This window comes from Pseudomonas californiensis, assembly GCF_021147775.1.
Lineage (GTDB): Bacteria > Pseudomonadota > Gammaproteobacteria > Pseudomonadales > Pseudomonadaceae > Aquipseudomonas > Aquipseudomonas californiensis.
In genome coordinates this window covers 35,806-58,125 of the sequence record NZ_JAGTPK010000033.1, presented here as the reverse complement: position 1 = coordinate 58,125, position 22,320 = coordinate 35,806, and the positions used below count along the sequence as shown (strand labels likewise).

The window sequence follows — 22,320 nt, the reverse complement described above, 5'->3', positions numbered from 1 at the left end:
GGGAGCGGCCGCATCTGTCCTTGAAATACAAAACGCCCGATGCGGTGCATCGGGCGCTTTGAGACTGAAATAGGTGTAAACCTATTTCAGGACTAGACATTGCGTTCAGCTCGTATTCAGCTGGAAGACGTTCTGTTCAAGCGCGCCCTGGCCGCTCGCAACCGCCTGACCTCCATGGGATCAGCCAGCAGCGGTCGATAGATTTCGATTCGCTCACCGGCCTCAATGCAGCGCGCAGCCGGATCACTAATCACCTTACCGAAGATACCCACCATACAACTGGCCAGATCAAGCTCCGGAAACTGCTTGTCGATACCGGACGCCATCAACGCCTGACGCACGGTTGATGCTGCCGGCACTTCGACGCTGATCAAGGCTTGTCGTTCTACAGAGGCGTAGACCACCTCGATCGGGATCAACGCCTCAGACATGCAGTTGCTTGGCGCGCTGACAGAACGCATCCACCAGCGTGTTGGCCGCCTGGTTGAACAGTGGCCCAAGTGTTGCGCGCACGATAGGGCCCGCGTAATCGAACGACAGATCGAGGCTGATCTTGCAGGCCTTCTCGCCCAGCGGCTTGAATGTCCAGACGCCGTGCAACTGCTCGAAAGGCCCCTCAACCAGGTCCATCACGATCGACTCACCCGGTATGAGCGTGTTGCGCGTCACGAACTTCTGACTGAGCCCTCCTTTTGCAATCTCGAGGCTGGCGCGCATCTGCTCTTCACTGGCATCAAGCACGGTTGCCGAAGAGCACCACGGGAGGAACTCGGGGTAACGAGCCACGTCGTTGACCAGGTCATAAAGAAACCGGGCCGGATAGGGCAACAGGGCAGAGCGTTGAATATGCGTAGTCATGTGAGCGTCATTTCCAGAGCTGAGCGGCAAACACCACAAGAATGCCGAGCGGCGCCACGTAGCGCATCAAAAAGAACGTCAGGTTGAACAGCAGCGGGCTGCGAATCGACAACTCGTCACGCACCGCCTCACGGCCCATCACCCAACCAGCGAATACTACAAAACATAATCCACCCAGCGGCAACATGATCCGCGAAGTGAAGAAGTCGATGACTCCAAAGAAGTCCAGGCCATTGGTTGCGCCCCATTGGTAGAGGTGAAATGCACCGTCATCGTTCACGAAAAACTTGGCCTTTTGCCAGATATTGAACGAGAAAACCGTTCCAAGCCCGACAAACCAGCAGCTGAACGCCAGCCAGAACGTGACCCAGGCACGCCGTACACCAGTGCGTTCCACCAGATACGCGACCATGGGTTCCAGCAGCGAAATCGCCGAACTCCAGGCAGCCACCGCGACCAGTACGAAGAACACTACGCCCATCAACTGACCAAACGCTACGTTGCCGAACGCGAAAGGCAGCGTGACAAACATCAGGCCCGGCCCTTCGCTGGGGTTCAGACCCGCAGCGAACACAATCGGAAACAATGCCAGGCCTGCCAGCAGCGAAACAAAAGTATCGAGCAACGCGATGCCGACCACTGTGGTGCTGATGGAAGCGCCCTTGGTCATGTAAGCGCCGTAGACCATGATCGAGCCGACACCCACACTCAGCGAAAAGAACGCATGCCCCATGGCCGGCAGCAACCCATCGAGCACTTTGTCCGGGTTGAAATCGAACATGAAGTGCACGCCTTCCATGAAGTGGCCGGTCGTCAGGCTGTAGCCCAGCAGAATCAGCATCAACAGGAACAGCATTGGCATCATGATGCGCAGGCTGCGCTCCAGGCCCGCCTCCACACCCTTGCCGATCACCACAGCGGACAACAGCATGAACACCGTGTGCCAGAGTGTCAGGCGCCACGGATCAGCGATGACCGCGCCAAAGTAGCCGCCCACCTGCTCAGCCGTAACACCCTGAAAATCGCCGCGCCCCATGTCGATGATGTAGTCCAGCGACCAACCACCGACCACGCTATAGAAAGAGAGAATCAGCAATGCCGTGATCATCCCGGCAAAAGCACCCCACGACCAGCGCGCCGAATGACCAGACTCGACTGCCAGCGTCTTCAGCGCGTTGGCCGGGCTCAACCGTGCGCGACGACCGATCAGCGTCTCGGCCATCATCACCGGAATACCGATCAGCGCGATGCAGGCCAGAAACACCAGTACAAACGCACCGCCGCCGTAAGCGCCGACCATGTAGGGGAATTTCCAGATACTGCCCAGCCCGACTGCGGAACCTGTGGCAGCAAGAATGAACACCCAGCGGCTTGCCCAGCTACCGTGGACCGAAACCTTGTCCGTCGACATTGTTGAAACGCCCACACAAAAAAGAGCGCGCATTGTCCGGGATTCAACCATTGTGCTCAAGCACACGCTTTCCCGTAGCCGACATTGAAGCAACTGCCTATAATGCGGCCCCTATGGCTAAGCTCAAGAAACACCCTACAGGGACCATCGCGCAGAACAAGAAGGCGCGACACGATTACTTCATCGAACACAAGTTCGAGGCCGGTCTGGTCCTGGCTGGCTGGGAAGTAAAAAGTCTGCGTGCCAACAAGGTACAGCTGGTTGACAGTTACGTGCTGCTCAAGGATGGCGAGGCCTGGCTGATGGGCTGCCATATCACGCCTCTCAAGACAGCCAGCACGCACGTCATCGCTGACCCGACACGCACCCGTAAACTGCTGCTGAACCAGCGCGAGCTTGAAAAGCTCATCACGTCTGTCCAGCAGAAAGGCTACGCCTGCGTCGCCCTCTCCATTTACTGGAAGCAGCACTTGATCAAGTGCGAAATTGCTCTGGGTAAAGGCAAGAAGGAATACGACAAGCGCCACACCGAACGCGAACGCGATTCGGATCGTGAGCTGCAGCGCGCCGTTCGGACCAAAGGCAAGGACGACTGAGTTCGCCCTGAGCCCCAATGGACAACGTGCGAGCCAGCTTGCTGGCGAAGGGTGGGGCATGGGCGATACATCTTCAGTGGATGTACTGTCCATGCTGCGGCCAACCTCTAAAGCTTCCGTCAATGCAGATCACATGGTATTGCGCCGCTCCGCCCGAGCTGTGCGCTGAACCTGTTGGCGTACCTCTTCCAGCACTTCCTGCACGTACGTCAGGTGACGACTGGACACCTCACGCGCCTCTTCGGCACGCCCTTCGATAATCGCCAGGTACAATTCCCGATGCTGCTTGATGAGCATGTCGCGGGTTTCTGCGCGCTGCTTGTACATCCCGCCGATGTTGATCACCACATTGCGCTTGAGCAAATCGAACAAACCGCGAATGGTGTGCAGCAACACCGCATTGTGGCTCGCTTCGGCAATCGCCAGATGGAAACTGGCATCAGCTGCGCCCTCCTCGGCCCGGCTCACTTCGTCGACGCGCGTATAGCAGTCCTGCAACACCTCAAACGCCAGACGCAGCCGTTCGCGATCCATCTCGGTCGCCCGCATGGCCGCGTAGTAAGCGCAGGACGCCTCCAGCGTATGACGAAACTCCAGCAGGTCGCGCTGTGCATCAGGGCTGCTTTCCAACAGGTGCAGCAGCGGATCGCTGAACGTCGAGCCTATGTTCTCGACCACATAATTGCCGCCACCCTGACGGCTGATCAGCAGGCCTTTCGCCGTGAGTTTCTGGATCGCTTCACGCAGGGAGGGCCTGGAAACACCGAACTGCTCAGCCAGTGTTCGCTCGGCCGGTAAACGCCCTCCTGACTTGAGGGTGCCTTCAAGAATCATCTTTTCCAGTTGCTCGACGATGTCGTCAGACAAACGGCGCTGACGCACCTGATCAAAGCCCATAACCCTTACTCCACATTCCCGGCCTGTTGTCGGGGCCGCGTATTCTGGCTGATTGCCGTCCGCGACACACCTGCCAGATTCAATACAACACCCCTGATCAGCAGGGCCAGACGAGACGATTGATACAAATGTCTTGCGCAGCCAAATTGACACACCAAATACAAGGCCACTATTCTAGCCGTCAGACATTGTAAATTGGTATTACCAATTATCCAATGCCAGCGTTTGGCGGTTTACCTCCATCACGCTGCAAGACCTTTCCAGAAAGAAAGGCTTGAGCTGGTGAGCTGTGCGAAACATCGTCAGCATCGACCAGACGCGCACCTCAAGTGACGTCGAGTCGAAGCCACGCGCACTGAACATCGGGCCTAACCAAAAACAATTAGGGGCCACCAACATGCAGACTTGGCAACAACTCTATACACCTCTGGGCAGCCTGGGCCTTTCGGCCGCTGCCGCAATGATCCCGATCGTGTTCTTCTTCCTGGCGCTCGCCGTCTTCCGACTCAAAGGCCACATCGCGGGAAGCATCACGCTCGCGCTGTCGATACTGGTGGCGATCTTTGCCTTCCAGATGCCTACGGACATGGCCCTGGCCGCGGCAGGTTATGGTTTCGCATACGGCCTGTGGCCAATTGCGTGGATCATTGTTGCGGCGGTGTTCCTCTACAAACTCACCGTCAAAAGTGGTCAGTTCGAAATCATTCGCAGCTCGGTCATGGCCATCACCGATGACCAGCGCCTGCAGGTTTTGCTGATCGGCTTCTGCTTCGGTGCATTTCTGGAAGGTGCAGCAGGGTTCGGCGCGCCAGTTGCCATTACTGCGGCCCTGCTGGTGGGGCTTGGTCTCAACCCCCTATACGCCGCAGGCCTGTGCCTGATTGCCAACACCGCACCAGTCGCGTTTGGCGCGTTGGGCATTCCAATCATTGTGGCAGGCCAAGTGTCCGGGCTCGACGCGTTCAAGATCGGCGCCATGGCCGGTCGTCAATTGCCATTCCTGTCGATCTTCGTGCCGTTCTGGCTGATGTTCATGATGGACGGCGTGCGGGGTGTCAAAGAGACCTGGCCGGCGGCGTTGATTGCCGGCACCACATTCGCCATCACCCAGTTCCTGACCTCCAACTTCATTGGCCCGGAACTGCCAGACATCACCTCGGCACTGGTCAGCATCATTTCACTGACCCTGTTCCTGAAGGTCTGGCAGCCAAAACGCGCCTCGGACGCGGTCGTAGTCGGCGGCGGTTCGGCGGCGGTCATGGGCAGCCCAGGCGGCCTCGGCCAGCCACGCACGGCCACCGCTTCGCCTTACAGCATTGGGCAGATCATCAAGGCCTGGTCGCCGTTCCTGATCCTCACCGGCATGGTCACCCTCTGGACGCTCAAACCGTTCAAGGCCATGTTCGCGCCGGGCGGTGCCATGCAAGCCTGGACATTCAACGTGCCGGTGCCGCATCTGGACCAACTGGTGATGAAGACCGCGCCCATCGTGGCCAAGGTCACGGCTATGCCCGCTGTCTATAAATTCGATCTGATTGCTGCGTCAGGCACGGCGATTCTGTTCTCCGCCATTCTGGCCATGCTGGTGCTGCGCATCACGCCGAAGATTGGTCTTACCACTTTCAAAGAGACCCTTATCGAGTTGCGCTGGGCGATCGTCTCGATCGGTATGGTATTGGCGTTCGCTTTCGTCATGAACTACTCCGGCATGTCATCCACCTTGGCACTGGTGCTGGCGGGCACGGGCGCAGCCTTCCCGTTCTTCTCGCCATTTCTGGGTTGGCTGGGCGTATTCCTGACCGGCTCCGACACCTCGGCCAACGCGCTGTTCGGCTCATTGCAGGCCACCACCGCCCACCAGGTTGGCGTCAGCGACATCCTGATGGTGGCCGCCAACTCCAGCGGCGGTGTGACCGGCAAGATGATCTCGCCGCAATCCATTGCCGTGGCGTGTGCGGCCACCGGTCTGGTCGGCAAAGAATCGGACCTGTTCCGCTTCACGCTCAAGCACAGCCTGTTTTTCGCCACTATCGTGGGTTGTATCACCTACGCACAGGCCTACTGGTTTACCGGCATGCTGGTGCATTGATCACGCGATGACGTACACACTGACGCCGGTTCGACCCGTCGGCGTCAGCCATTCATAAGCCGTCCGGCTTGCTGGACGGATAACCGGGCCCACCCGGAGAAACATCTGATGAGTGAGCTTTTTTACAACGCCGTACCCAATGCCACACGTGTCGCACCGCCTCGGCCTGCGCCTCGCCAGTACCCCAACCAGAAGCCGAAACGGGTTTACCTGTTTGGCACATGCGTGGTGGACCTGTTTTTTCCAGAAGCCGGGATGGACGCCATTCACTTGCTTGAACGTGAAGGCATTGAGGTGGTTTATCCACAGGCGCAAAGCTGTTGTGGCCAACCGGCCTATACCTCGGGTTATACCGATCAGGCCCGCGATGTGGCTCGCGCCCAACTGGCATTGTTCGCAGGTGATGACCCTGTCGTGGTGCCGTCCGGTTCCTGTGCGGGTATGTTTCGTGAACATTATCCCGACCTGTTCAAAGACGATCCTCAACTGCTTGAGCAAGTCCGTCATCTGGCGGAACGCACCTACGAGTTGACAGAATTTTTATTGCACGTCTGCAAGGCGCGCCTGAGCGATCAGGGCCGGCCGACCAAAATCGCTTTGCACACCTCGTGCTCGGCGCGCCGCGAAATGAACACTCACCTGCATGCCCGCGAATTGCTGGCGCAGCTGGGCAATGTCGAGCGCGTCGATCATGACCATGAGAGCGAATGCTGCGGTTTTGGCGGGACGTTCAGCGCTCGCATGCCGGACATTTCCGGCGCGATGGTCGCCGACAAGACCCGCGCGCTGAAGGAATCCGGCGCCGACCAGATCCTCACCGCTGATTGCGGCTGCCTGATGAACATCAACGGTTCGCTGGAAAAACAGCGCGAGGCGATACGCGGTCAGCACCTGGCGAGCTTTCTTTGGCAACGCACCGGAGGCCAGCGATGAACATGCAGACCCGTATCCCCGCGGTCGAACTCCACGAGCCGGACTTCCGCGCACGTGCTCACGACGCGCTGGGCGACCCGCAGTTGCGAGGTAATTTCCGGCGCGCCATGGATTCGCTGATGACCAAGCGTGCCGCGGCCTTCAGCAACCCGGATGAACGAGAAGACCTGCGCTCGCTGGGCAACGCGATTCGCGCACGCGCCCTGTCCAAACTGCCCGACCTGCTGGAGCAACTGGAGCGCAATCTGATCCGCAATGGCGTCAAGGTGCACTGGGCCGAAACGGTCGAAGAAGCCAATGACATCGTGATGTCCATCGTCAACGCTCATGAAGCCAGACAGGTGATCAAGGGCAAGTCGATGGTCAGCGAAGAAATGGAGATGAACGACTTTCTGGGTGAGCGCGGCATCGAGTGCCTGGAAGCGGACATGGGCGAATACATCGTGCAGATGGACCACGAAAAGCCCTCGCACATCATCATGCCCGCCATCCACAAGAACGCAGGACAGGTCGGCAAGCTCTTCCATGAAAAACTGGGCGTGGACTACACCACCGATGTCGACCAGTTGATCCAGATCGGCCGTCGCGTACTGCGTCAGAAATTCTTCGAGGCCGACATCGGCGTCTCGGGCGTCAACTTCGCCGTCGCAGAAACCGGCACGCTTTTGCTGGTGGAAAATGAAGGCAACGGGCGCATGGTCACCAGCGTGCCGCCCGTACACATTGCTGTGACGGGGATTGAAAAAGTCGTCGAGAACCTGCGCGACACCGTGCCGCTTCTCTCGCTGCTGACCCGCTCGGCGCTGGGCATCCCGATCACCACCTACGTCAACATGATTTCCGGGCCGCGCAAGGCGCATGAACTGGATGGCCCGCAGGAAGTGCACCTGGTGTTGCTGGACAATGGTCGCAGCCAGGCCTTTGCCGACAGCGAACTGCGCCAGACCCTCAACTGCATTCGTTGCGGCGCGTGCATGAACCATTGCCCGGTGTACACCCGCGTCGGCGGCCATGCCTATGGCGAGGTTTATCCAGGCCCGATCGGCAAAATCATCACACCGCACATGGCAGGTTTGACCAAGGTCCCGGATCACCCGAGCGCGTCCTCTTTGTGCGGCGCCTGCGGCGAAGTCTGCCCGGTGAAGATTCCGATCCCCGCCCTACTGCGCCGGTTGCGCGAAGAGAACGTCAAAGCACCGGACGCCCCCAACCGCGTCATGCGCGATCAAGGCCGTAAATACTCGCGCAAAGAGCGCTTCATCTGGAATGCCTGGTCGACCCTCAACACCTCGCCTGTGCTGTATCGCGTCTTCGGCTTTTTCGCCACACGCCTGCGCAACCTGATGCCCGGCAATGTCGGCCCATGGACACAAAACCACAGCGCGCCCAAACCTGCCGCGCGCTCACTGCATGAAATGGCCCGTGAGCATTTGTCTGGCAACTCTGGAGATAAACAATGAGCGCCAAGCACAACATCCTCGCCAAGCTGCGCAACAGCCTGACCGGCACCACACCCGTCGCCGACAATTTCAACGAAGCGCTGGTCACCGAACCGTGGCGCTATTCGGCAGAAAACCGCGTTGCTCACTTGCGCACATTGATGGAAGCCGTGCACACCGAAATCCATTTGTGCAACGAAGCCGACTGGCCACGCCGACTGGGCGAACTGGCACGTGACCGTCAGTTGCCAAGCCTCCTGGTCGCGCCCGGCACGCCGCTGGGCCGCAGGATCACGGAGCATTGGTCAACCCAGCCCGACCTGCCTGCACTCAAAACCTACGACCGCCCCATCGAAGAGTGGAAAAAAGACCTGTTCGATGACACACCTGCGAGCTTCACCAGCACCCTGGGCGCCATTGCGGCCACCGGCAGCCTGATCATCTGGCCCACGCGAGACGAGCCGCGCCTGATGAGCCTGGTGCCGCCAGTTCATTTCGCCCTGCTCTACGCCAGCCAGATCTACGACAATTTGTACGAGGCGCAATTGAAACAAAACTGGGCAGGCGGCATGCCGACCAACGCGCTGCTGGTGTCCGGCCCGTCGAAAACCGCCGATATTGAACAAGTGCTGGCGTACGGTGCCCACGGCCCGAAAGACCTTATCGTTCTGATCGTGGAGGATGCATGAGTGTGTCTGCGGCATTTCTAGAGCAAGCGCAACGCCTGATCCCCGCAACCCGCCGTTTCGATGACCCATTATCGACATTGGCCTTTGGTACGGACGCGAGCTTCTATCGGCTGATCCCCAAACTGGTGATCCGTGTCGAGTCCGAAGACGAGGTAGTCGCGCTGCTGAGACTGGCGCACGCAGAACGGGTCGCTGTGACCTTTCGCGCAGCAGGCACCAGCCTTTCCGGGCAAGCCATCAGCGACTCGGTCTTACTGGTGCTCGGCGACCACTGGAACGGTAAAGACATTCGCGATCAAGGCCGGCAAATCCGCCTGCAACCTGGTGTCATTGGCGCACAGGCCAATGCCTGGTTGGCGCCGTTCGGACGCAAGATCGGCCCCGACCCTGCGTCGATCAACGCCTGCAAAATCGGCGGCATCGTCGCCAACAACGCCAGCGGCATGTGCTGCGGCACAGCACAGAACACCTATCACACGCTGGCAGGCATTCGCCTGGTGCTGGCCGATGGCACCGTACTGGACACCGAAGACGCCAGCAGCGTCGCAGCGTTTCGCACAAGCCACGCCGCGCTGCTGGAACAGCTCGGCAGGCTGGGTCACGACACCCGCGCCAACACTGAACTGGCCGCCAGAATTCGCCACAAGTACCGCCTGAAAAACACCACCGGCCTGTCACTCAACGCCTTGGTGGACTTCGAAGAGCCGCTGGATATTCTCAGCCACCTGCTGGTGGGTTCGGAAGGCACGCTGGGGTTCATCAGCGCAGTGACCTACAACACCGTGCCCGACCACCCACACAAGGCATCGGCGCTGATTGTCTTCCCGGATGTCGAGACCTGCTGCAACGCCGTCACCGTACTGAAGAGCCAGCCGGTCGCTGCGGTCGAATTGCTCGACCGACGCAGCATGCGCTCCGTGCAGGACAAACCCGGCATGCCGGCTTTCGTACGTGAACTGTCGCAGAACGCCTGCGCACTGCTGATCGAAGCCCGCGCCGCGACCCGAGCGCTGCTGGATGAACAACTGATTCAGATCACGAGTTCGCTGATGCCCTTCCCCGTCGAGAAGCAGGTCGACTTCACCCACGATCCGCTTGAAAACGCTCGCCTGTGGGCCATCCGCAAAGACACGTTCCCGGCGGTCGGTGCAGTGCGTGAAACCGGCACCACTGTCATCATCGAAGACGTGACCTTCCCGGTTGAACACCTGGCGATGGGCGTTCGACGCCTGATCAGCCTGTTCGAGCAGCATCACTACGACGAAGCCATCCTGTTCGGCCATGCGCTGGAGGGCAACCTGCATTTCGTCTTCACGCAGGGCTTCAATAATCCGGCAGAAGTTGCCCGCTATCAGGCGTTCATGGAAGACGTGGCTGAACTGGTTGCAGTCGAATTTGGCGGCTCACTCAAGGCCGAGCACGGCACGGGGCGCAACATGGCGCCCTTCGTGGAAAAGGAATGGGGCACGGACGCGTACCAGTTGATGTGGCAACTCAAACGCCTGCTCGACCCCAATGGCATTCTCAACCCGGACGTAGTGCTCAGCACCGATCCGCAGATCCACTTGAAGCATCTCAAGCCGTTGCCCGCTGCCGATGAAATCGTCGACAAATGCATCGAGTGCGGCTTTTGCGAACCGGTCTGCCCTTCCAACGGGCTGACCTTGAGCCCTCGACAACGCATCGTCATCTGGCGCGATATTCAGGCCAAAAAACGGGCGGGAGCAGACACCGCAAAGCTCGAGCGCGACTACCACTATCACGGCATCGACACCTGCGCGGCCACAGGGCTGTGCGCTCAGCGCTGCCCGGTCGGTATCAACACGGGTGAGCTGATCAAGAAGCTGCGCAGCCAGGAAACCAGCCATGTGAAAACCGCTGACTGGATTGCCTATAACTTCAAGACCGCACTGCAAGGGGCGCGCTTCATGCTGCATGCCACCAACGGTGGACGCATGCTGCTGGGCGCGCCACGCCTGACGCGATGGTCGGCGGCATTGAGCAAACTGTCTGCCGGACGCGTCCCGCAATGGACGGCTGCGATGCCCCAGGCCGAACAGGCTATCCGCTTCGTGGCGCCCGTCGAAGATCAACGCCCCAGGGTGGTGTATCTCGCGGCGTGCGTCTCCAGAGCCATGGGCCCGTCCGCGAAAGACAAGGAACAGACATCGCTGCTGGACAAGACCCGCAACCTGCTGGAAAAAGCCGGCTACCAGGTCGTCTTCCCGGAGGGTCAGGACAGCCTGTGCTGCGGCCAGCCATTCGCCTCGAAAGGCTACAACGAGCAGGCTGAAACGAAACGTCAGCAGTTGCTCGCTGCGCTGAGCAAAGCCAGCCGGGGCGGCCTTGATCCGATTTATTGCGACACCAGCCCGTGCACACTGCGCCTGATTCAGGACCTCAAGGATCAGCATCTGGACCTGTATGACCCGGTTCGTTTCATCCGTACGCACCTGCTGGACAAACTGACCTTCACCCCGCAGCAAGAGCCTGTCGCGGTGCACGTCACCTGCAGCACGCAGCACCTCGGCGAAGGCCAGGCACTCATTGAGCTTGCGAGACTGTGCAGCGTCAACGTGGTAGTCCCGGAAGGCATCCATTGCTGCGGCTTCGCGGGCGACAAAGGCTTCACCACGCCAGAGCTGAACGCTCACTCACTGCGCACGCTCAAGAACGCCGTTCAGTATTGCGGCGAGGGTATTTCTACCAGCCGAACCTGCGAAATCGGCCTCTCGCAACATGGCGGCATCGACTACCACGGGCTGGTGTATCTGGTGGACCGTGTCACCCAAGCGAAACGGCACGAACCTGCATGAACTCGGCAGATCGCCCCATTCTGGTGCTTGAAGGCGTCAAAGTGGCTTTTTCCCATTAGAACGAAAATAAATAGAACCCCTGCGTTTCATCACAGTCAATCCTTTCAGTACCCCACAAGAGTGGGGCTTTAACGACCTCGGGCGACGGCTTCAAATACCCGCCATACCGAGTCCACAGGCTATAAGGAGAAACACATGAAGCGTACCGCCCTCTCAGGATTGTTCCTCAGCGCTGCTCTGTTGGCTTCGCCGGTATTTGCTGCGGATGATCTGTGCGATGCCAACATCCAGACCATCAAGGATGCCCAGGTTTCCTCCGGCACCAACCTGAGCCCTGAAAACAAAGCGATTCTGGAAAAAACCGAGAAAGACGCCATGGCCGCCAAAGCCAAGGGTGATGAGAAAACCTGCAAAGAGCTCACCACCAAAGCCATCACTGCCATGAAAAACACCGGCTCAGGCAGCGAAGGCGCCAAGTAACACCTGATGCCTGATGAGGCCGGCCGTCAAGGCGAGCCTCATCGGCTGCAGCAGATGGGTCGACGTGTCACGCAAACAGGCGTACACTTCGTCCCAGCGATTGCGAAAGCAGTCTCGGGGCCGATTAGGATTCGACGCCGGTGATGAAACTTTAGGTGCATGCCGAGTTGGTAACAGAACTCGTAAATCCACTGTTGCAACTTTCTATAGTTGCCAATGACGAAAACTACGGTGCTCAACTAGCTGCGTAAGCAGCCTAGCCGCACTTCTGGTAGCTTCGGCTCCAGCAATCATCAGGGGATGTCTGTAAACCCAAAATGATTGTCATATAGAACAGAATCGTCGCCTAGTACGTTGTGGACGAAGCGACTAAAACTTACACAACTCGCCCAATGCACCCTGCCCGTCGGGTCGCTGAGGGTTAACTTAATAGACACGGCTACGCATGTAGTACCGACAGCGGAGTACTGGCGGACGGGGGTTCAAATCCCCCCGGCTCCACCATACAAGCATTACAAATCAAGCACTTAGCGTTTTTCGCAAGTGCTTTTTTTGTGCCTTTTGGGGCTGTTTTGGCTCCGTAATGACAGCGTAATGACAGCATGAATGGTGAACCATGACCGATAGCAATAACCCGCTAGGCAAGCTTCTGTCTTATGTGGTGAAGGCGAGGAGCCAAGACGGAAGTATTAGGATATGTGATGCTTGGGCAGCTACATTCGATGTCGAACCTAATGACTTAGCTGGTCTATCTCGCAAATTCACAGATTTCAACGACCTGGTTGACGCGTCCATAACCACTGTCCAAGAGAGCGTCAAAAGCGGTAGCGGGTTATATTTGAGTCATTTAGATCGGCTCAAGAAGGCACTGAGCCAACATTCATTCAGTGGGCAATGGGGCTCCTTCCTGCCTAAGCTGGACGATAAGCTTGTACAAGCATTGGAATTCGGCGATCACGTGCTACGTACATCTTACCCAGCGGCTGACGAAGAGGTCCGAGCCAGGATCATCGATTTTGTGAATCGCCTGAACGAATTGCTTAGTGAATGCCTTGAGTCTGATCTGCCGAATGATGTGAAAGCGCTCTTCATAAAGAACCTCGAAGGTCTCCGCGCAAGCTTGATTGACTATCTTTCGGGAGGCCCCAACAAGATTGATGAGGCCATTGATCAAATCGCCGGATCAGTCGTTAGGGTTGTTCGCACTGAACCAGAGCATGCGACGGAACACAAAGGCTTGATGAAAAGGATTTTGGAAACCTTGACGTCTGCCAACGAGATAACGGCTAAGACTCAAGAGCTCATATCAACCAGTTCCCCGGTCATTGATGGGCTATTGAAACTGATTAGCTAAAGCCTTTTACTTGGCCCCGCATGCCGCTGCTGCCGCTGTGCGGGCCGTTGCAAACATCACAGCAAACCAGATCGATCCGTCATCGCCCTGACCTCAGCAGCGGCCCATGGATTGATATTACTCATGTCAAAGCCCGCCGTACGCCCTCGGCAATGACCGTCGGCGCATATGGGTTGCCGCCATTTTCATGCTTGATGATGGCGGTGACCACGCCCAGCAGAATGCGACGATCCCGAATGTTGATGCTCTCGTTCGGCAGCACGCTTGGCTAAGGGGCGTGAGCGCCACTCGAATCCACCCTAAAAGTTACCGGTGAGAACCTTAGTCTGACCAGTTCCACCGTCGCTAAGAGCAGCCGTAACATTTCCTTCAAACGTGCAATTCGTAACTCGGTAGAAGTTACTTGAGCCCGCATTAATTAGCAGTCCAAATCCTTGCTGCCCAGTGAAGTTTCCATTCCGAAAAACGCAGTTAGCCACATTAAATCGTTGCGTACCGGGATCAAAAGCTAGTCCATGATAGGTACCGGGCGCAGCTGAATAACTATTTGAGTCGAAAAGGCAAGAATTGAACCCGGTATTCCGAGATGATGCGGTAACAAACGCACCATGTCCGCCATTATTCGCAAACTGGCAGTTAACGAACTCAGTCTCGCTGGCGCCCGCAACCAACAACCCAGCGGCGGGAGCACCCGGAGTCCTTCCCCCGGAGAACCAGCAGTTTGTAAAGCGATTCAGCTTGCCGTTTACTAGTTCCACAGGGGCTGCAATCGAGCTATCGAAATATATGTTTGTAAAATTGCTGTACTGCATGCCTGTCCCTCCTACGCAGCGGAGAGAGTTCCTACCGGAAAGGATGTCAGCATTTGACATTGTCACTGCATCACAACCGTTAATGATATAGATACAGGCGAGCTGCCCCATTAAGGCTCCAACGCTTGCCTGCAAAGTAAAGTTTGTCGCGTAGATATCTATCCAGTTATTAGCGTGAATACCAGCCTGGCTAAAGGTGTACATTTCAAAGCTTTCCATCATGCAGATGGTGCCCTGATCGAGAAAAACGCCAACACCAGTATTTTCAATTTTAAAATGCCTGAGGCTTGTATCGTTACAACCTCTCAGATAAATAGCTACCGATGCAATGGTTGGGGGGGTTGCCCCAGCAAAGCCTATCTGCAGCCCTTCTATTCCGCAGCTGTTACCTGTGACGTGGATAATGTTCACGCCTTGGGTAGACCCCGAAATCCGAGAAGCCGTCCAGCCATCGCCTCTCAGCTGAACACCTTGATTAGGTAGATTTAATGAAGTTACACGGTAAGTTCCCGCAGGAAAGTAGATTGTTCCGCCATTTGTGCCTAACGAATTGATAGCTGATTGAATCGCGGCCGTGTCATTAGCAACGCCGTTACCAATGGCATTATAAGGAGCATCTTTCACATTAACAGCCATTCTAAATCCTCTTCTCTAGCTCAGATCAATTTAAGTGCCCCACCAATAAAACAGATAAACATGAATATTGCCAGCGCTAACGCCGAATTTGATAAGGCATCAGCCAGAGCCTCTCGACTGATTTCAATCAGCCTTTCAAATCCGTAAAGACTTTATTGAAATAAAACTTACTCAGCCGCCCAGCGCCGCGTAGAAAGCCTATGGCAAACAAAACTGCGTTTGTCATGAGTATTTGTGAGGGGTTGATAGCGTAATTACAGGGCTGGAGGCCGCATCAGCACCTGCCGACTTACACAGTTGGTCCAACCCTCCCCGGCGTCCTGCCGACGAACACCACTCCCCAAAACGAAGCCCTTCGAATACTGTATATAAAAACAGTATAGAGATTCACATCATGGAACCCATCATCGACTACGCCGAAGACTGGCCCGGCAGCCCCAGCGAGCACGATATGCTACGCCAACACGCCCACCTTATTTCGGAGGAAAACCGCCTGCTTCAAGCCGAAGTGACGCGGTACCGAAAAAACTTGGCCAAGCTCATAGACATGCACAACGAGGCATCGCTCGAGCGCGACAGGCTGAGGCTAAAGGTCAGGGAGCTTGAAAGCCGGGTTTCTCAGCTGCTACTGGACGCTAGTAATTCATGGAAGGAAATCCACAGTCTCAAAGGCGTGATCGATCAGCACCGTAGTTTGCTCGTCACGGCGAACGTCGACCCGGCAATGTGGGGACAGCGAGAAGCTAGTAAGTCATCCCCCGATCGTCGATCAGCTGCGCCTGGGGAGGATTTATAAATGCAAATGCTGCGCTTTTTGGGCATTAGCGCATGGCGGAAACTCTTCAGATCTTATGCACTGGCGATACGGGTAAGCCGTGCAAAATGAAACCCCGCCAAAATTCAATCATTAAAGTATTCTAGTTGAATGCTTGACAGCGGCCTCCGTCCGGGGCTTAATGACTCATCAGAAACCAATCGAAAAGGGACCTTGACCATGTCGCTTTCAAAATTCGGGACAACCGTCCGAGAGTATCGCCGCACACTGGGCGTCACACTCAGCACGATGGCCAATAGCCTGAGTACATCTCCTGCTTTCCTGAGTGCTATGGAAACAGGCAGAAGCAAAATCCCAATGGAATGGGTTGAAAAAATCGCCAAATATTTTGGGGATCATGATATCCAAGTGAACCTGCCGATGCTGAAAGCGAAGGCTTGCGAAGATAATGAGACAGTCTCCCTTGAAGGACTCAGGCCTCAGCATCGCATGCTTATTGCAGGCTTCGCAAACTCGGACCTTAATCAAGAACAACTTACCAAATTAGGTAATTTGCTTAATGATATTTATGGGGAGAAACCACATGACGGTGAGTGATGATCCATCGATATACGTCATGAGGGGGCATAGGGTTCCTCCCATGAGTTCAGCAGACATATCCTACATAGCTGAAAGAGTCGCAAAGATATTCAAAGTGAACAGGTATCAGCTGACGTCAGCGAGAATCGAAAAGTTTATCGTAGACTTAGAAGAAAACGGCATATACATCGACCCAATCTTTGATCACGAGTGGATCGACATTGCGCGAGCGATGGTTGATCCACAAAGTGGAACTATCTGCATGCCGAACGCCCTTTATGAACAACTTATAAGGGGTGAATCAGCCGCCGTTAAAATCTTCTTGCACGAGCTTGGACATATTTTCTTGTGTCACAAAGCTCTCTTGCACTTCTCGGATACTAATGGGAACCAGTTAGAAGACGCAGAATGGCAAGCAGACGAATTTGCAGATGCGCTGATGGGAATGCTGAGGATAAAAGAGGTGAGCAAGCAGCTCGAAATTAATTATTTCTGATCCCTCACGCCGCAAACGTGAGGGATCAGAAACGGCAGTAGGCACAAACCTACTGGGAAAGTTCTCCACCCGCTTTCCGCAACCGCGAATCACTAGTGAAGCATTCCGTAGCAGGTGCGTATGCTAGTCCCGTTCGTTAGGTATGTCCAGCGCTCAAGAGGTGGTCACTCCCGAATAGGAGATAGGTCATGACCTATACCGACGAACGGGGTACGTTTATCCTTCGCTGGAGTCGTCGCCTGAAAAGCGGCCATATACAGCGCGCGGTGGGCAAGCCCTTCAAAATCTACATCAAGTAATTGACGTAGTTAGAGAGCCCTAGTCAGCAATGGCCAGGGCTCTTCTGCGTGAGCGCGCTACTCGCGGCGGCCTCATCAGCGCAGCATAGCTACGCTCACCGGGAAAACCGGCCAGACGACATCAGGATCTTGCCACATGCTCGGGGGCAAATGCTGGTCACGCCAGCCCCCCGCCTGCTGCCGAGTACATGGCCATTAAATCGGACTCCGGTTTCTCTTCCTGAGCGCGCTCGCTGGCGTATATCTTCAGCAGCTGAGCCAGCTTGTGCTCACGCTGACCGTACCCCGCTCCGGGGAGGCTGGCCCAAATTGGAGATGCTTTAGCGATGGCCCGCTGGATTTTCCCAGACTCGATGAATGGCATGGCACCGCATTCGATCAGCAGTTTTATGGCAGCCAGGTCTTGAGCCTCAGGGATGAACCGGCCGATGAAGCCATAATTCTTCACGATTGACGCCCAGGTGCCTTTCAAAAACTGGTACCGGCCGGCTGCTGAGGAGTTGATCCCGTAGCGAGGCAGCCACACCATCTGGCCAGGATGTTTACTGTAATCGCTGAACAATTTGCCCCCTACCAGCACGTTATACCCGTCATCGCTTCCTTTTACAGTCGACGTGCCTTCTGACCATGCAATCATGTCAAGGAAAGCGATTACATTCTTGCCCCCTGCCGCTTGTTCGCTGATCGTTGCCATATTCATTTTCCTTCAGACGAAAAAAACCCGGACCTGCCGGGGCGCTTTTGTAGTGTGGTTTGCCACCGATCCTTACCCCGGCCCAGAACAGCCAAGCACGCCACCGGGCGACACCCTCTGCCCGAAGCGCCCGGTACAGAACGTCATCGCACTGGCGGCGAGTCAGCTTGCCCTCGTCGTAGAGTCGGTCGTGCACGGCACAGGAGGCGTTGCCATAGCCAACGAGCAGCGCATAGATCAGCAACAGCCAGAGCCGCAGCGTCCGAATGGATGCGAAGTTGGTTAGGTAACCGACCTCGACGACGATCAGGCCGTGTTCAGGGTCGGCCAGCTGCAGCTCGCGGATGATCCGCCACTGCCAGCGGCCCAGTTGCTCGGCTGCCAGCGGCGCGATGAAGTAGGACATGATTTCTCCGGGCACAAAAAAGCCGCTCAAGGCGGCTGGACTGTCAAGTATCTGCTTGCGAGGATCTAGCTGAGGAGCATCCCATGCCGGCGCTCCTCCTCGAGTTTATATGCGATCCGAGTCGTCTAGCTTAATTTCAGGGGCCAAAGCATCGCGAACGCAAGCCGAGTGAAATAAAGCGCCAAACTTCGAGACCACCATCGGCCAGCAGTCCGAGCCTGCAGTCATCCCCGTCCGTCTCAAATGGAAGTTCAGGTCCTCATATGCATCGGAGGTATAAGCCAGTAGGCCCAGCGAAACCATGTGTTCCACATATATATGTAGATACTCCGGCAAGCCGAGTAAATCTGTCTGCAAAAGTCGCTCCCTTATCCAGCTCTCAAATTCAGGATTGATCCGACCTTTCCCTGCTTCCTCTTCCAGATTTGTAGTGGTTATTGCCCAGCCGATGGGCGCGCCTTTGAAGAGGATTCTAAACTCCGAGGTGGCAAACATGTTCAGCAGGACTACCTCATCAGCTGAAAGCTGCGAAATCAGGTTCAGGAAAGCCGGATGAGCCTCACCGCAACGATCACTATCGAACGATCTTGAGAGAAGCTCCAAATACATATCGGTCAGCAGGTCTCCCTCATCCTGATATCTCAATTTCTCTAGGATTGGTAGCACTACAGAAGGCCTTGGAGACACCCTTCGCTCTTGCGGGACCTTTTCTATAGCGTTTTTGATATGCCCGGATAGCTTATCTTGAACAGCGGCCAATAATTGCAAGGGTAATAGGGCAAGACGAAACGTTTTTGCAGCATCTACCCCAATTTTCGAAAGCTCTATTACGGTAGATTTGGCTGCGTCCGTGTATATCTCGCCAGCCAACTCAGTTGCATCCAAGGTTAATTCAGCGCTTATTTCTGGGATAACCATTTGACTCACCTACGTCCCTTATGAGGTGCCCAGTATTGGCCCAAGTCAAATCGTTGGCCAGCCCTGCTCGAGCATTTCGGCGGCAATGGTTCCCTCGACGACCGCAGCCTGAAGCTCGGCCTCACGGTTGAAGCAGTCCTGAACGTGATCGCTCACTGCGTCTGCCATGATCAGAACCTGATCGGCCGGAAGGTCGACGAACCCCTCGAGGGTCTTCCACTTCAACACGTAGCTGCCATCCCGGCTAGCCCGCAACGCTGCACCATTGATCAACAGCTTGCTTCGGTCGTCAGTGTCGACTGGCATGCCGCCAAGAACAATGCCACCGGTTTCTGCTATCCAGCGCCTGGCGGCAATAAGAGCCATCCAATCGGGTACTGGTGATGGCAGCGGTACAGGATCGGGGGCTGATGGGCGTGATGCCATCTTTACCCACTGCCCCTGCCACTGGGCTACCTGAGTCCCGGTCAGCTTTGGCGGTTTGGTAGGAGTACTGCGCTCAGGCAGCGCGCCTGCATCATCGACTTCCACGCTGGGTGGATTGCTGATGTAATAACCCTGCTCATCCCATCTATACAGAATCATAGGAGTTTACCTTTTATGTAAGTCTTGTAGCCCTTGGCGCTTTTACGGGCCGAAACTTTGAACTGAGTTGCGACGTCATAGTTGTACTGACGGGTGGATCGGACCAAGCCGGTCAGACTTGCGTTACCAACATTCCACACACCCGACACAGCATCATACATAACCAGAGTTTTACCCATAGCGTCAGTACCATTAACCGACGCGAGCGCCTGACTCCCAAAAGTGAATGTTTCACCGAAGTCTTGAGATCGATAATAACCTACGCTAGTAGACACTATGATCACTCCAAAAGGATCTATCATTACCTTACCGCCAAATACGCCGGCTATCACCTTGTAGGTGAGCCCCGCATCGAAGCTCAAATACAATGAACCCCCTGAAGTAAATCCAATAATCCCAGCATTAATAGCGGGAACACTTACGCTAGATGTAGTTGGCGCTGAAAAACCCGTGGTCCATCTTATAGCGGCATCGGTGCTAGGTACTGTTGGATCTCCAGCACTCAAAGATTTCATAAGATAGTATTGGCTATACCTAATCCAAAAACTACCGGTGATATAGTCGGGCACTATGTCGTACATAGGTATTCCAATCCCGCTATTTTGGGGATTGATTAGAGTCCAGTTTACGCCATTATTCACAGAGCGGAGGGTGATATTCCTGTCAGAGTCTCCAAACCCGGCTGCCAGCCATACCCCTTTTCTATTGCATACCATGCTCATAGTACTGACGGATATAGGAAGACCGTAATTGTTACGGCCGGTCCATGTAAGGCCGTTATCCGTGCTTCTGCATATAAACCCCTGACGATCTATTGCACACCAGACCCCCGCGTTGTCCGAGTCAATAGCAGCCAATGCAGCGCCACCACCAAGCGAAGGTATAGCGCTCCATGTCAGACCTAAGTCAGTGCTTCTAATCGCAACGGAATTACTATACGAGCCCGGCCCCTCGGTGCCGTTGTAACCCACACCGATAATAACCCCGTTACCCTGAGCATATGCCTGTATCAAAAAGCCTGCGACGCCATGCGGTCGAACTGCGAAGTTGTTGCCGTCTTTTTTCTCTTCCTGTGTTCCAACCACAGCGAAAAGATCCGGGTACGTTGCCCTGCTGTAAACCGCATCGGTAGGCAGGTATGTTGCATCGGGCACGCGCGCGGTTTCGAGAATGTCCCCAACCGACTGGCCGACCTTACCCCACTGAACCCCGGTTTTGTCGGGCCTGATCTGTAGTACATCAAGCCCTTCGGCAAAGGCCGGGAACCCAACCGCACCGCCGGCTGCCTGGGCTGATGCTGCTGCGGACTCAGCAAAGCCAGCGGCCGCATTCTTGGCACTCACAGCCAGTTCCACCTGATCAGCGGCGAGTCCGACCTTTTTCCCGGCCAGTACTGCCGAATCAGAGGCAGCAGTGGCGCTGAGTGCCGCAGCGTTCTTGTAGTCGAGCGAAGCCGCCAACTGTTGGCCTACCCAGGCCGTGGCGACGTTTACCTGAGCGGTCCACGGCCCGATCTTGGCAGCCCAGGCATCCGCCACCACTGGGTATTCATTTGAGGACATGCCTCGGTTTGGTGCGGTGGGCAATTGGTCAATAACAGGCACAGTAGTTGCCATCAAACAAGACTCCCGACATCAAGTGCGCATTCCGAAATGGCCGGATTGCTGATAACGATTTGAAGGTCGCGGTAACGACCGAAGATGATGGTTTCCTGCCGCGCAGGGTCACCGATGTAAACCGCGCCGCGTGCGCGCAGACGCTTCAGAAACTCCAGGTGATACGAGACGTCGTCGCTGATGATCCGCACGTCAAACTGAACGCGGTCGCGATAGCCTCGCTCGATCATGTTTTCGTTACCGAACGGGTCGACCTCTCGGGTAGAAAAGTCAGTGATGCCCGGCGCGGTACCGAACACGCTGGTTCCCACCTCGACCAGCTGCCCGAGCGAAGCCATAGAGCAGGTTGCGGTACCGCCGACATCAGCCTCGATGACCACACGGATACTCGCGGTGCCATATGCCGGAAGGTCGAGCAGCGCGAAGGTGGTCTTACGGCGTGTGGGCTTGAACAACCACTCCCACATACCTTTGGAAGAGGCGTCCACCAAGCTGATCGTCGTGCTGCGGACCACACCGTCGTAGGGGTCGGTCATGGTGACCGTCGCCCTGTAACCGGACAGCCCGAACAGCGCGACACCACTGATCACCCGGCCGGGCGTGATCGTGAAATCAATCGTCCCCGGATTGGTTGTCGTGGTACCGATCTTGTAGACCCGAACCTGAGCGCCTGAATCACCCTTGAGCACAGCAGCACCTTTGTCGAACATGCGCCAGGCGTTGATGGCGCCCAGGTCCAGCCACTTCAGCGGCGTGGTGGTCTCGGCGCCAGGCTCAGCAGTGTTCGCCGCAGCAAGTGACTCCCAGACGTGGCGAGCCTTTATCACCTTGGCACCCAAGCCGTAGCTACCCACCACCCAGTTCGTCGCACCAGGTTCCGTAAGCGGAACATTGGTCACCAGCATCGCCGGGGTTACTTCCACCGGATCAATAACGTTCATG

22 protein-coding genes and 1 other RNA gene are annotated in these 22,320 nt (G+C 56.2%); 12 read left to right on the top strand and 11 right to left on the bottom strand.

Annotation, left to right across the window (positions count from 1 at the left end; all coding sequences use genetic code 11):
- Positions 1-116: 116 nt before the first annotated feature.
- Genes KDX37_RS23485 through KDX37_RS23475 form a run of 3 tightly spaced genes read right to left on the bottom strand, consistent with a single transcriptional unit; the run spans position 117 to position 2,269 of the window.
- The gene (locus tag KDX37_RS23485) at positions 117-431 is read right to left on the bottom strand and encodes an RnfH family protein (protein WP_231655410.1); all 315 of its coding nucleotides are present in this window, start codon (positions 429-431) and stop codon (positions 117-119) included.
- Positions 424-858, bottom strand: coding sequence for a type II toxin-antitoxin system RatA family toxin (locus tag KDX37_RS23480; RefSeq protein ID WP_231655409.1), 435 nt, complete (start codon positions 856-858; stop codon positions 424-426). The genes KDX37_RS23485 and KDX37_RS23480 overlap by 8 nt, the downstream gene beginning before the upstream one ends.
- A gap of 7 nt (positions 859-865) precedes the next feature.
- A complete protein-coding gene (locus KDX37_RS23475; protein ID WP_231655408.1) occupies positions 866-2,269 on the bottom strand; it encodes a sodium-dependent transporter in 1,404 nt (467 codons plus the stop codon).
- A gap of 113 nt (positions 2,270-2,382) precedes the next feature.
- Here KDX37_RS23475 and smpB point away from each other — a divergent pair, with 113 nt between their 5' ends.
- On the top strand, positions 2,383-2,865 hold the full coding sequence (smpB, locus tag KDX37_RS23470; protein ID WP_231655407.1) for an SsrA-binding protein SmpB: 483 nt from the start codon (positions 2,383-2,385) through the stop codon (positions 2,863-2,865).
- A 129-nt stretch (positions 2,866-2,994) separates the two neighbouring features.
- On the opposite strand, the gene KDX37_RS23465 is transcribed toward smpB, so the two are convergent.
- Complete coding sequence (locus KDX37_RS23465) at positions 2,995-3,762, bottom strand: GntR family transcriptional regulator (protein ID WP_231655406.1); 768 nt, start codon at positions 3,760-3,762, stop codon at positions 2,995-2,997.
- A 397-nt stretch (positions 3,763-4,159) separates the two neighbouring features.
- On the opposite strand from KDX37_RS23465, the gene KDX37_RS23460 reads away from it, so the two are divergent.
- From KDX37_RS23460 to KDX37_RS23425, 8 genes are all read left to right on the top strand, one after another.
- On the top strand, positions 4,160-5,851 hold the full coding sequence (locus KDX37_RS23460) for a lactate permease LctP family transporter (RefSeq protein WP_231655405.1): 1,692 nt from the start codon (positions 4,160-4,162) through the stop codon (positions 5,849-5,851).
- Positions 5,852-5,959: 108 nt separating this feature from the next.
- Entirely contained in the window at positions 5,960-6,784 is an 825-nt protein-coding gene (locus KDX37_RS23455) for a (Fe-S)-binding protein (RefSeq protein ID WP_231655404.1), read from the top strand.
- Complete coding sequence (locus tag KDX37_RS23450) at positions 6,781-8,244, top strand: LutB/LldF family L-lactate oxidation iron-sulfur protein (protein ID WP_231655403.1); 1,464 nt, start codon at positions 6,781-6,783, stop codon at positions 8,242-8,244. Before KDX37_RS23455 ends, KDX37_RS23450 begins: the two co-directional genes overlap by 4 nt.
- Positions 8,241-8,912: a LutC/YkgG family protein gene (locus tag KDX37_RS23445; RefSeq protein WP_231655402.1), complete on the top strand. Its 672-nt coding sequence runs from the start codon at positions 8,241-8,243 to the stop codon at positions 8,910-8,912. The genes KDX37_RS23450 and KDX37_RS23445 overlap by 4 nt, the downstream gene beginning before the upstream one ends.
- Positions 8,909-11,728, top strand: coding sequence for an FAD-binding and (Fe-S)-binding domain-containing protein (locus KDX37_RS23440; RefSeq protein WP_231655401.1), 2,820 nt, complete (start codon positions 8,909-8,911; stop codon positions 11,726-11,728). Before KDX37_RS23445 ends, KDX37_RS23440 begins: the two co-directional genes overlap by 4 nt.
- 195 nt (positions 11,729-11,923) lie before the next feature.
- Positions 11,924-12,208 (top strand): hypothetical protein, encoded by a 285-nt coding sequence (locus KDX37_RS23435; RefSeq protein WP_231655400.1) that lies wholly within the window; start codon positions 11,924-11,926, stop codon positions 12,206-12,208.
- 116 nt (positions 12,209-12,324) lie between these two features.
- Positions 12,325-12,712: a transfer-messenger RNA gene (ssrA, locus tag KDX37_RS23430) on the top strand.
- 112 nt (positions 12,713-12,824) lie between these two features.
- A complete protein-coding gene (locus tag KDX37_RS23425; RefSeq protein WP_231655399.1) occupies positions 12,825-13,562 on the top strand; it encodes a hypothetical protein in 738 nt (245 codons plus the stop codon).
- Positions 13,563-13,861: 299 nt separating this feature from the next.
- Here the strand turns inward: KDX37_RS23425 and KDX37_RS23415 are convergent, their stop codons facing one another.
- Complete coding sequence (locus KDX37_RS23415) at positions 13,862-15,010, bottom strand: right-handed parallel beta-helix repeat-containing protein (protein ID WP_231655398.1); 1,149 nt, start codon at positions 15,008-15,010, stop codon at positions 13,862-13,864.
- A 394-nt stretch (positions 15,011-15,404) separates the two neighbouring features.
- On the opposite strand from KDX37_RS23415, the gene KDX37_RS23410 reads away from it, so the two are divergent.
- From KDX37_RS23410 to KDX37_RS23400, 3 genes are all read left to right on the top strand, one after another.
- Positions 15,405-15,806 carry a hypothetical protein gene (locus tag KDX37_RS23410; RefSeq protein WP_231655397.1) on the top strand — a complete coding sequence of 134 codons (402 nt, stop codon included), beginning with the start codon at positions 15,405-15,407 and terminating at the stop codon, positions 15,804-15,806.
- A 198-nt stretch (positions 15,807-16,004) separates the two neighbouring features.
- Positions 16,005-16,382, top strand: coding sequence for a helix-turn-helix domain-containing protein (locus KDX37_RS23405; protein ID WP_231655396.1), 378 nt, complete (start codon positions 16,005-16,007; stop codon positions 16,380-16,382).
- On the top strand, positions 16,369-16,860 hold the full coding sequence (locus KDX37_RS23400) for an ImmA/IrrE family metallo-endopeptidase (RefSeq protein ID WP_231655395.1): 492 nt from the start codon (positions 16,369-16,371) through the stop codon (positions 16,858-16,860). Before KDX37_RS23405 ends, KDX37_RS23400 begins: the two co-directional genes overlap by 14 nt.
- A gap of 456 nt (positions 16,861-17,316) precedes the next feature.
- Here KDX37_RS23400 and KDX37_RS23395 read toward each other — a convergent pair whose 3' ends face one another.
- The 6 genes from KDX37_RS23395 to KDX37_RS23370 form a co-directional block, all read right to left on the bottom strand.
- On the bottom strand, positions 17,317-17,853 hold the full coding sequence (locus KDX37_RS23395) for a glycoside hydrolase family 24 protein (RefSeq protein ID WP_231655394.1): 537 nt from the start codon (positions 17,851-17,853) through the stop codon (positions 17,317-17,319).
- Positions 17,798-18,259, bottom strand: a complete 462-nt coding sequence (locus KDX37_RS23390) for a DUF1353 domain-containing protein (RefSeq protein WP_231655393.1) — start codon at positions 18,257-18,259, stop codon at positions 17,798-17,800. Before KDX37_RS23390 ends, KDX37_RS23395 begins: the two co-directional genes overlap by 56 nt.
- A gap of 105 nt (positions 18,260-18,364) precedes the next feature.
- Positions 18,365-19,177, bottom strand: a complete 813-nt coding sequence (locus KDX37_RS23385; protein ID WP_231655392.1) for an Abi-alpha family protein — start codon at positions 19,175-19,177, stop codon at positions 18,365-18,367.
- A gap of 45 nt (positions 19,178-19,222) precedes the next feature.
- Complete coding sequence (locus tag KDX37_RS23380) at positions 19,223-19,762, bottom strand: DUF4376 domain-containing protein (protein ID WP_231655391.1); 540 nt, start codon at positions 19,760-19,762, stop codon at positions 19,223-19,225.
- Complete coding sequence (locus KDX37_RS23375) at positions 19,759-21,378, bottom strand: WD40/YVTN/BNR-like repeat-containing protein (RefSeq protein ID WP_231655390.1); 1,620 nt, start codon at positions 21,376-21,378, stop codon at positions 19,759-19,761. Before KDX37_RS23375 ends, KDX37_RS23380 begins: the two co-directional genes overlap by 4 nt.
- Positions 21,378-22,319, bottom strand: coding sequence for a hypothetical protein (locus KDX37_RS23370; protein ID WP_231655389.1), 942 nt, complete (start codon positions 22,317-22,319; stop codon positions 21,378-21,380). The genes KDX37_RS23375 and KDX37_RS23370 overlap by 1 nt, the downstream gene beginning before the upstream one ends.
- Between the last annotated feature and the right edge of the window lies 1 nt (position 22,320).

What these genes read in the sequence shown, in the direction of transcription:
- KDX37_RS23485 (WP_231655410.1), bottom strand. Translation starts at nt 431, where the DNA reads ATGTCTGAGGCGTTGATCCCGATCGAGGTGGTCTACGCCTCTGTAGAA.
- KDX37_RS23480 (WP_231655409.1), bottom strand. Translation starts at nt 858, where the DNA reads ATGACTACGCATATTCAACGCTCTGCCCTGTTGCCCTATCCGGCCCGG.
- KDX37_RS23475 (WP_231655408.1), bottom strand. Translation starts at nt 2,269, where the DNA reads ATGTCGACGGACAAGGTTTCGGTCCACGGTAGCTGGGCAAGCCGCTGG.
- smpB (WP_231655407.1), top strand. Translation starts at nt 2,383, where the DNA reads ATGGCTAAGCTCAAGAAACACCCTACAGGGACCATCGCGCAGAACAAG.
- KDX37_RS23465 (WP_231655406.1), bottom strand. Translation starts at nt 3,762, where the DNA reads ATGGGCTTTGATCAGGTGCGTCAGCGCCGTTTGTCTGACGACATCGTC.
- KDX37_RS23460 (WP_231655405.1), top strand. Translation starts at nt 4,160, where the DNA reads ATGCAGACTTGGCAACAACTCTATACACCTCTGGGCAGCCTGGGCCTT.
- KDX37_RS23455 (WP_231655404.1), top strand. Translation starts at nt 5,960, where the DNA reads ATGAGTGAGCTTTTTTACAACGCCGTACCCAATGCCACACGTGTCGCA.
- KDX37_RS23450 (WP_231655403.1), top strand. Translation starts at nt 6,781, where the DNA reads ATGAACATGCAGACCCGTATCCCCGCGGTCGAACTCCACGAGCCGGAC.
- KDX37_RS23445 (WP_231655402.1), top strand. Translation starts at nt 8,241, where the DNA reads ATGAGCGCCAAGCACAACATCCTCGCCAAGCTGCGCAACAGCCTGACC.
- KDX37_RS23440 (WP_231655401.1), top strand. Translation starts at nt 8,909, where the DNA reads ATGAGTGTGTCTGCGGCATTTCTAGAGCAAGCGCAACGCCTGATCCCC.
- KDX37_RS23435 (WP_231655400.1), top strand. Translation starts at nt 11,924, where the DNA reads ATGAAGCGTACCGCCCTCTCAGGATTGTTCCTCAGCGCTGCTCTGTTG.
- KDX37_RS23425 (WP_231655399.1), top strand. Translation starts at nt 12,825, where the DNA reads ATGACCGATAGCAATAACCCGCTAGGCAAGCTTCTGTCTTATGTGGTG.
- KDX37_RS23415 (WP_231655398.1), bottom strand. Translation starts at nt 15,010, where the DNA reads ATGGCTGTTAATGTGAAAGATGCTCCTTATAATGCCATTGGTAACGGC.
- KDX37_RS23410 (WP_231655397.1), top strand. Translation starts at nt 15,405, where the DNA reads ATGGAACCCATCATCGACTACGCCGAAGACTGGCCCGGCAGCCCCAGC.
- KDX37_RS23405 (WP_231655396.1), top strand. Translation starts at nt 16,005, where the DNA reads ATGTCGCTTTCAAAATTCGGGACAACCGTCCGAGAGTATCGCCGCACA.
- KDX37_RS23400 (WP_231655395.1), top strand. Translation starts at nt 16,369, where the DNA reads ATGACGGTGAGTGATGATCCATCGATATACGTCATGAGGGGGCATAGG.
- KDX37_RS23395 (WP_231655394.1), bottom strand. Translation starts at nt 17,853, where the DNA reads ATGGCAACGATCAGCGAACAAGCGGCAGGGGGCAAGAATGTAATCGCT.
- KDX37_RS23390 (WP_231655393.1), bottom strand. Translation starts at nt 18,259, where the DNA reads ATGTCCTACTTCATCGCGCCGCTGGCAGCCGAGCAACTGGGCCGCTGG.
- KDX37_RS23385 (WP_231655392.1), bottom strand. Translation starts at nt 19,177, where the DNA reads ATGGTTATCCCAGAAATAAGCGCTGAATTAACCTTGGATGCAACTGAG.
- KDX37_RS23380 (WP_231655391.1), bottom strand. Translation starts at nt 19,762, where the DNA reads ATGATTCTGTATAGATGGGATGAGCAGGGTTATTACATCAGCAATCCA.
- KDX37_RS23375 (WP_231655390.1), bottom strand. Translation starts at nt 21,378, where the DNA reads ATGGCAACTACTGTGCCTGTTATTGACCAATTGCCCACCGCACCAAAC.
- KDX37_RS23370 (WP_231655389.1), bottom strand. Translation starts at nt 22,319, where the DNA reads ATGAACGTTATTGATCCGGTGGAAGTAACCCCGGCGATGCTGGTGACC.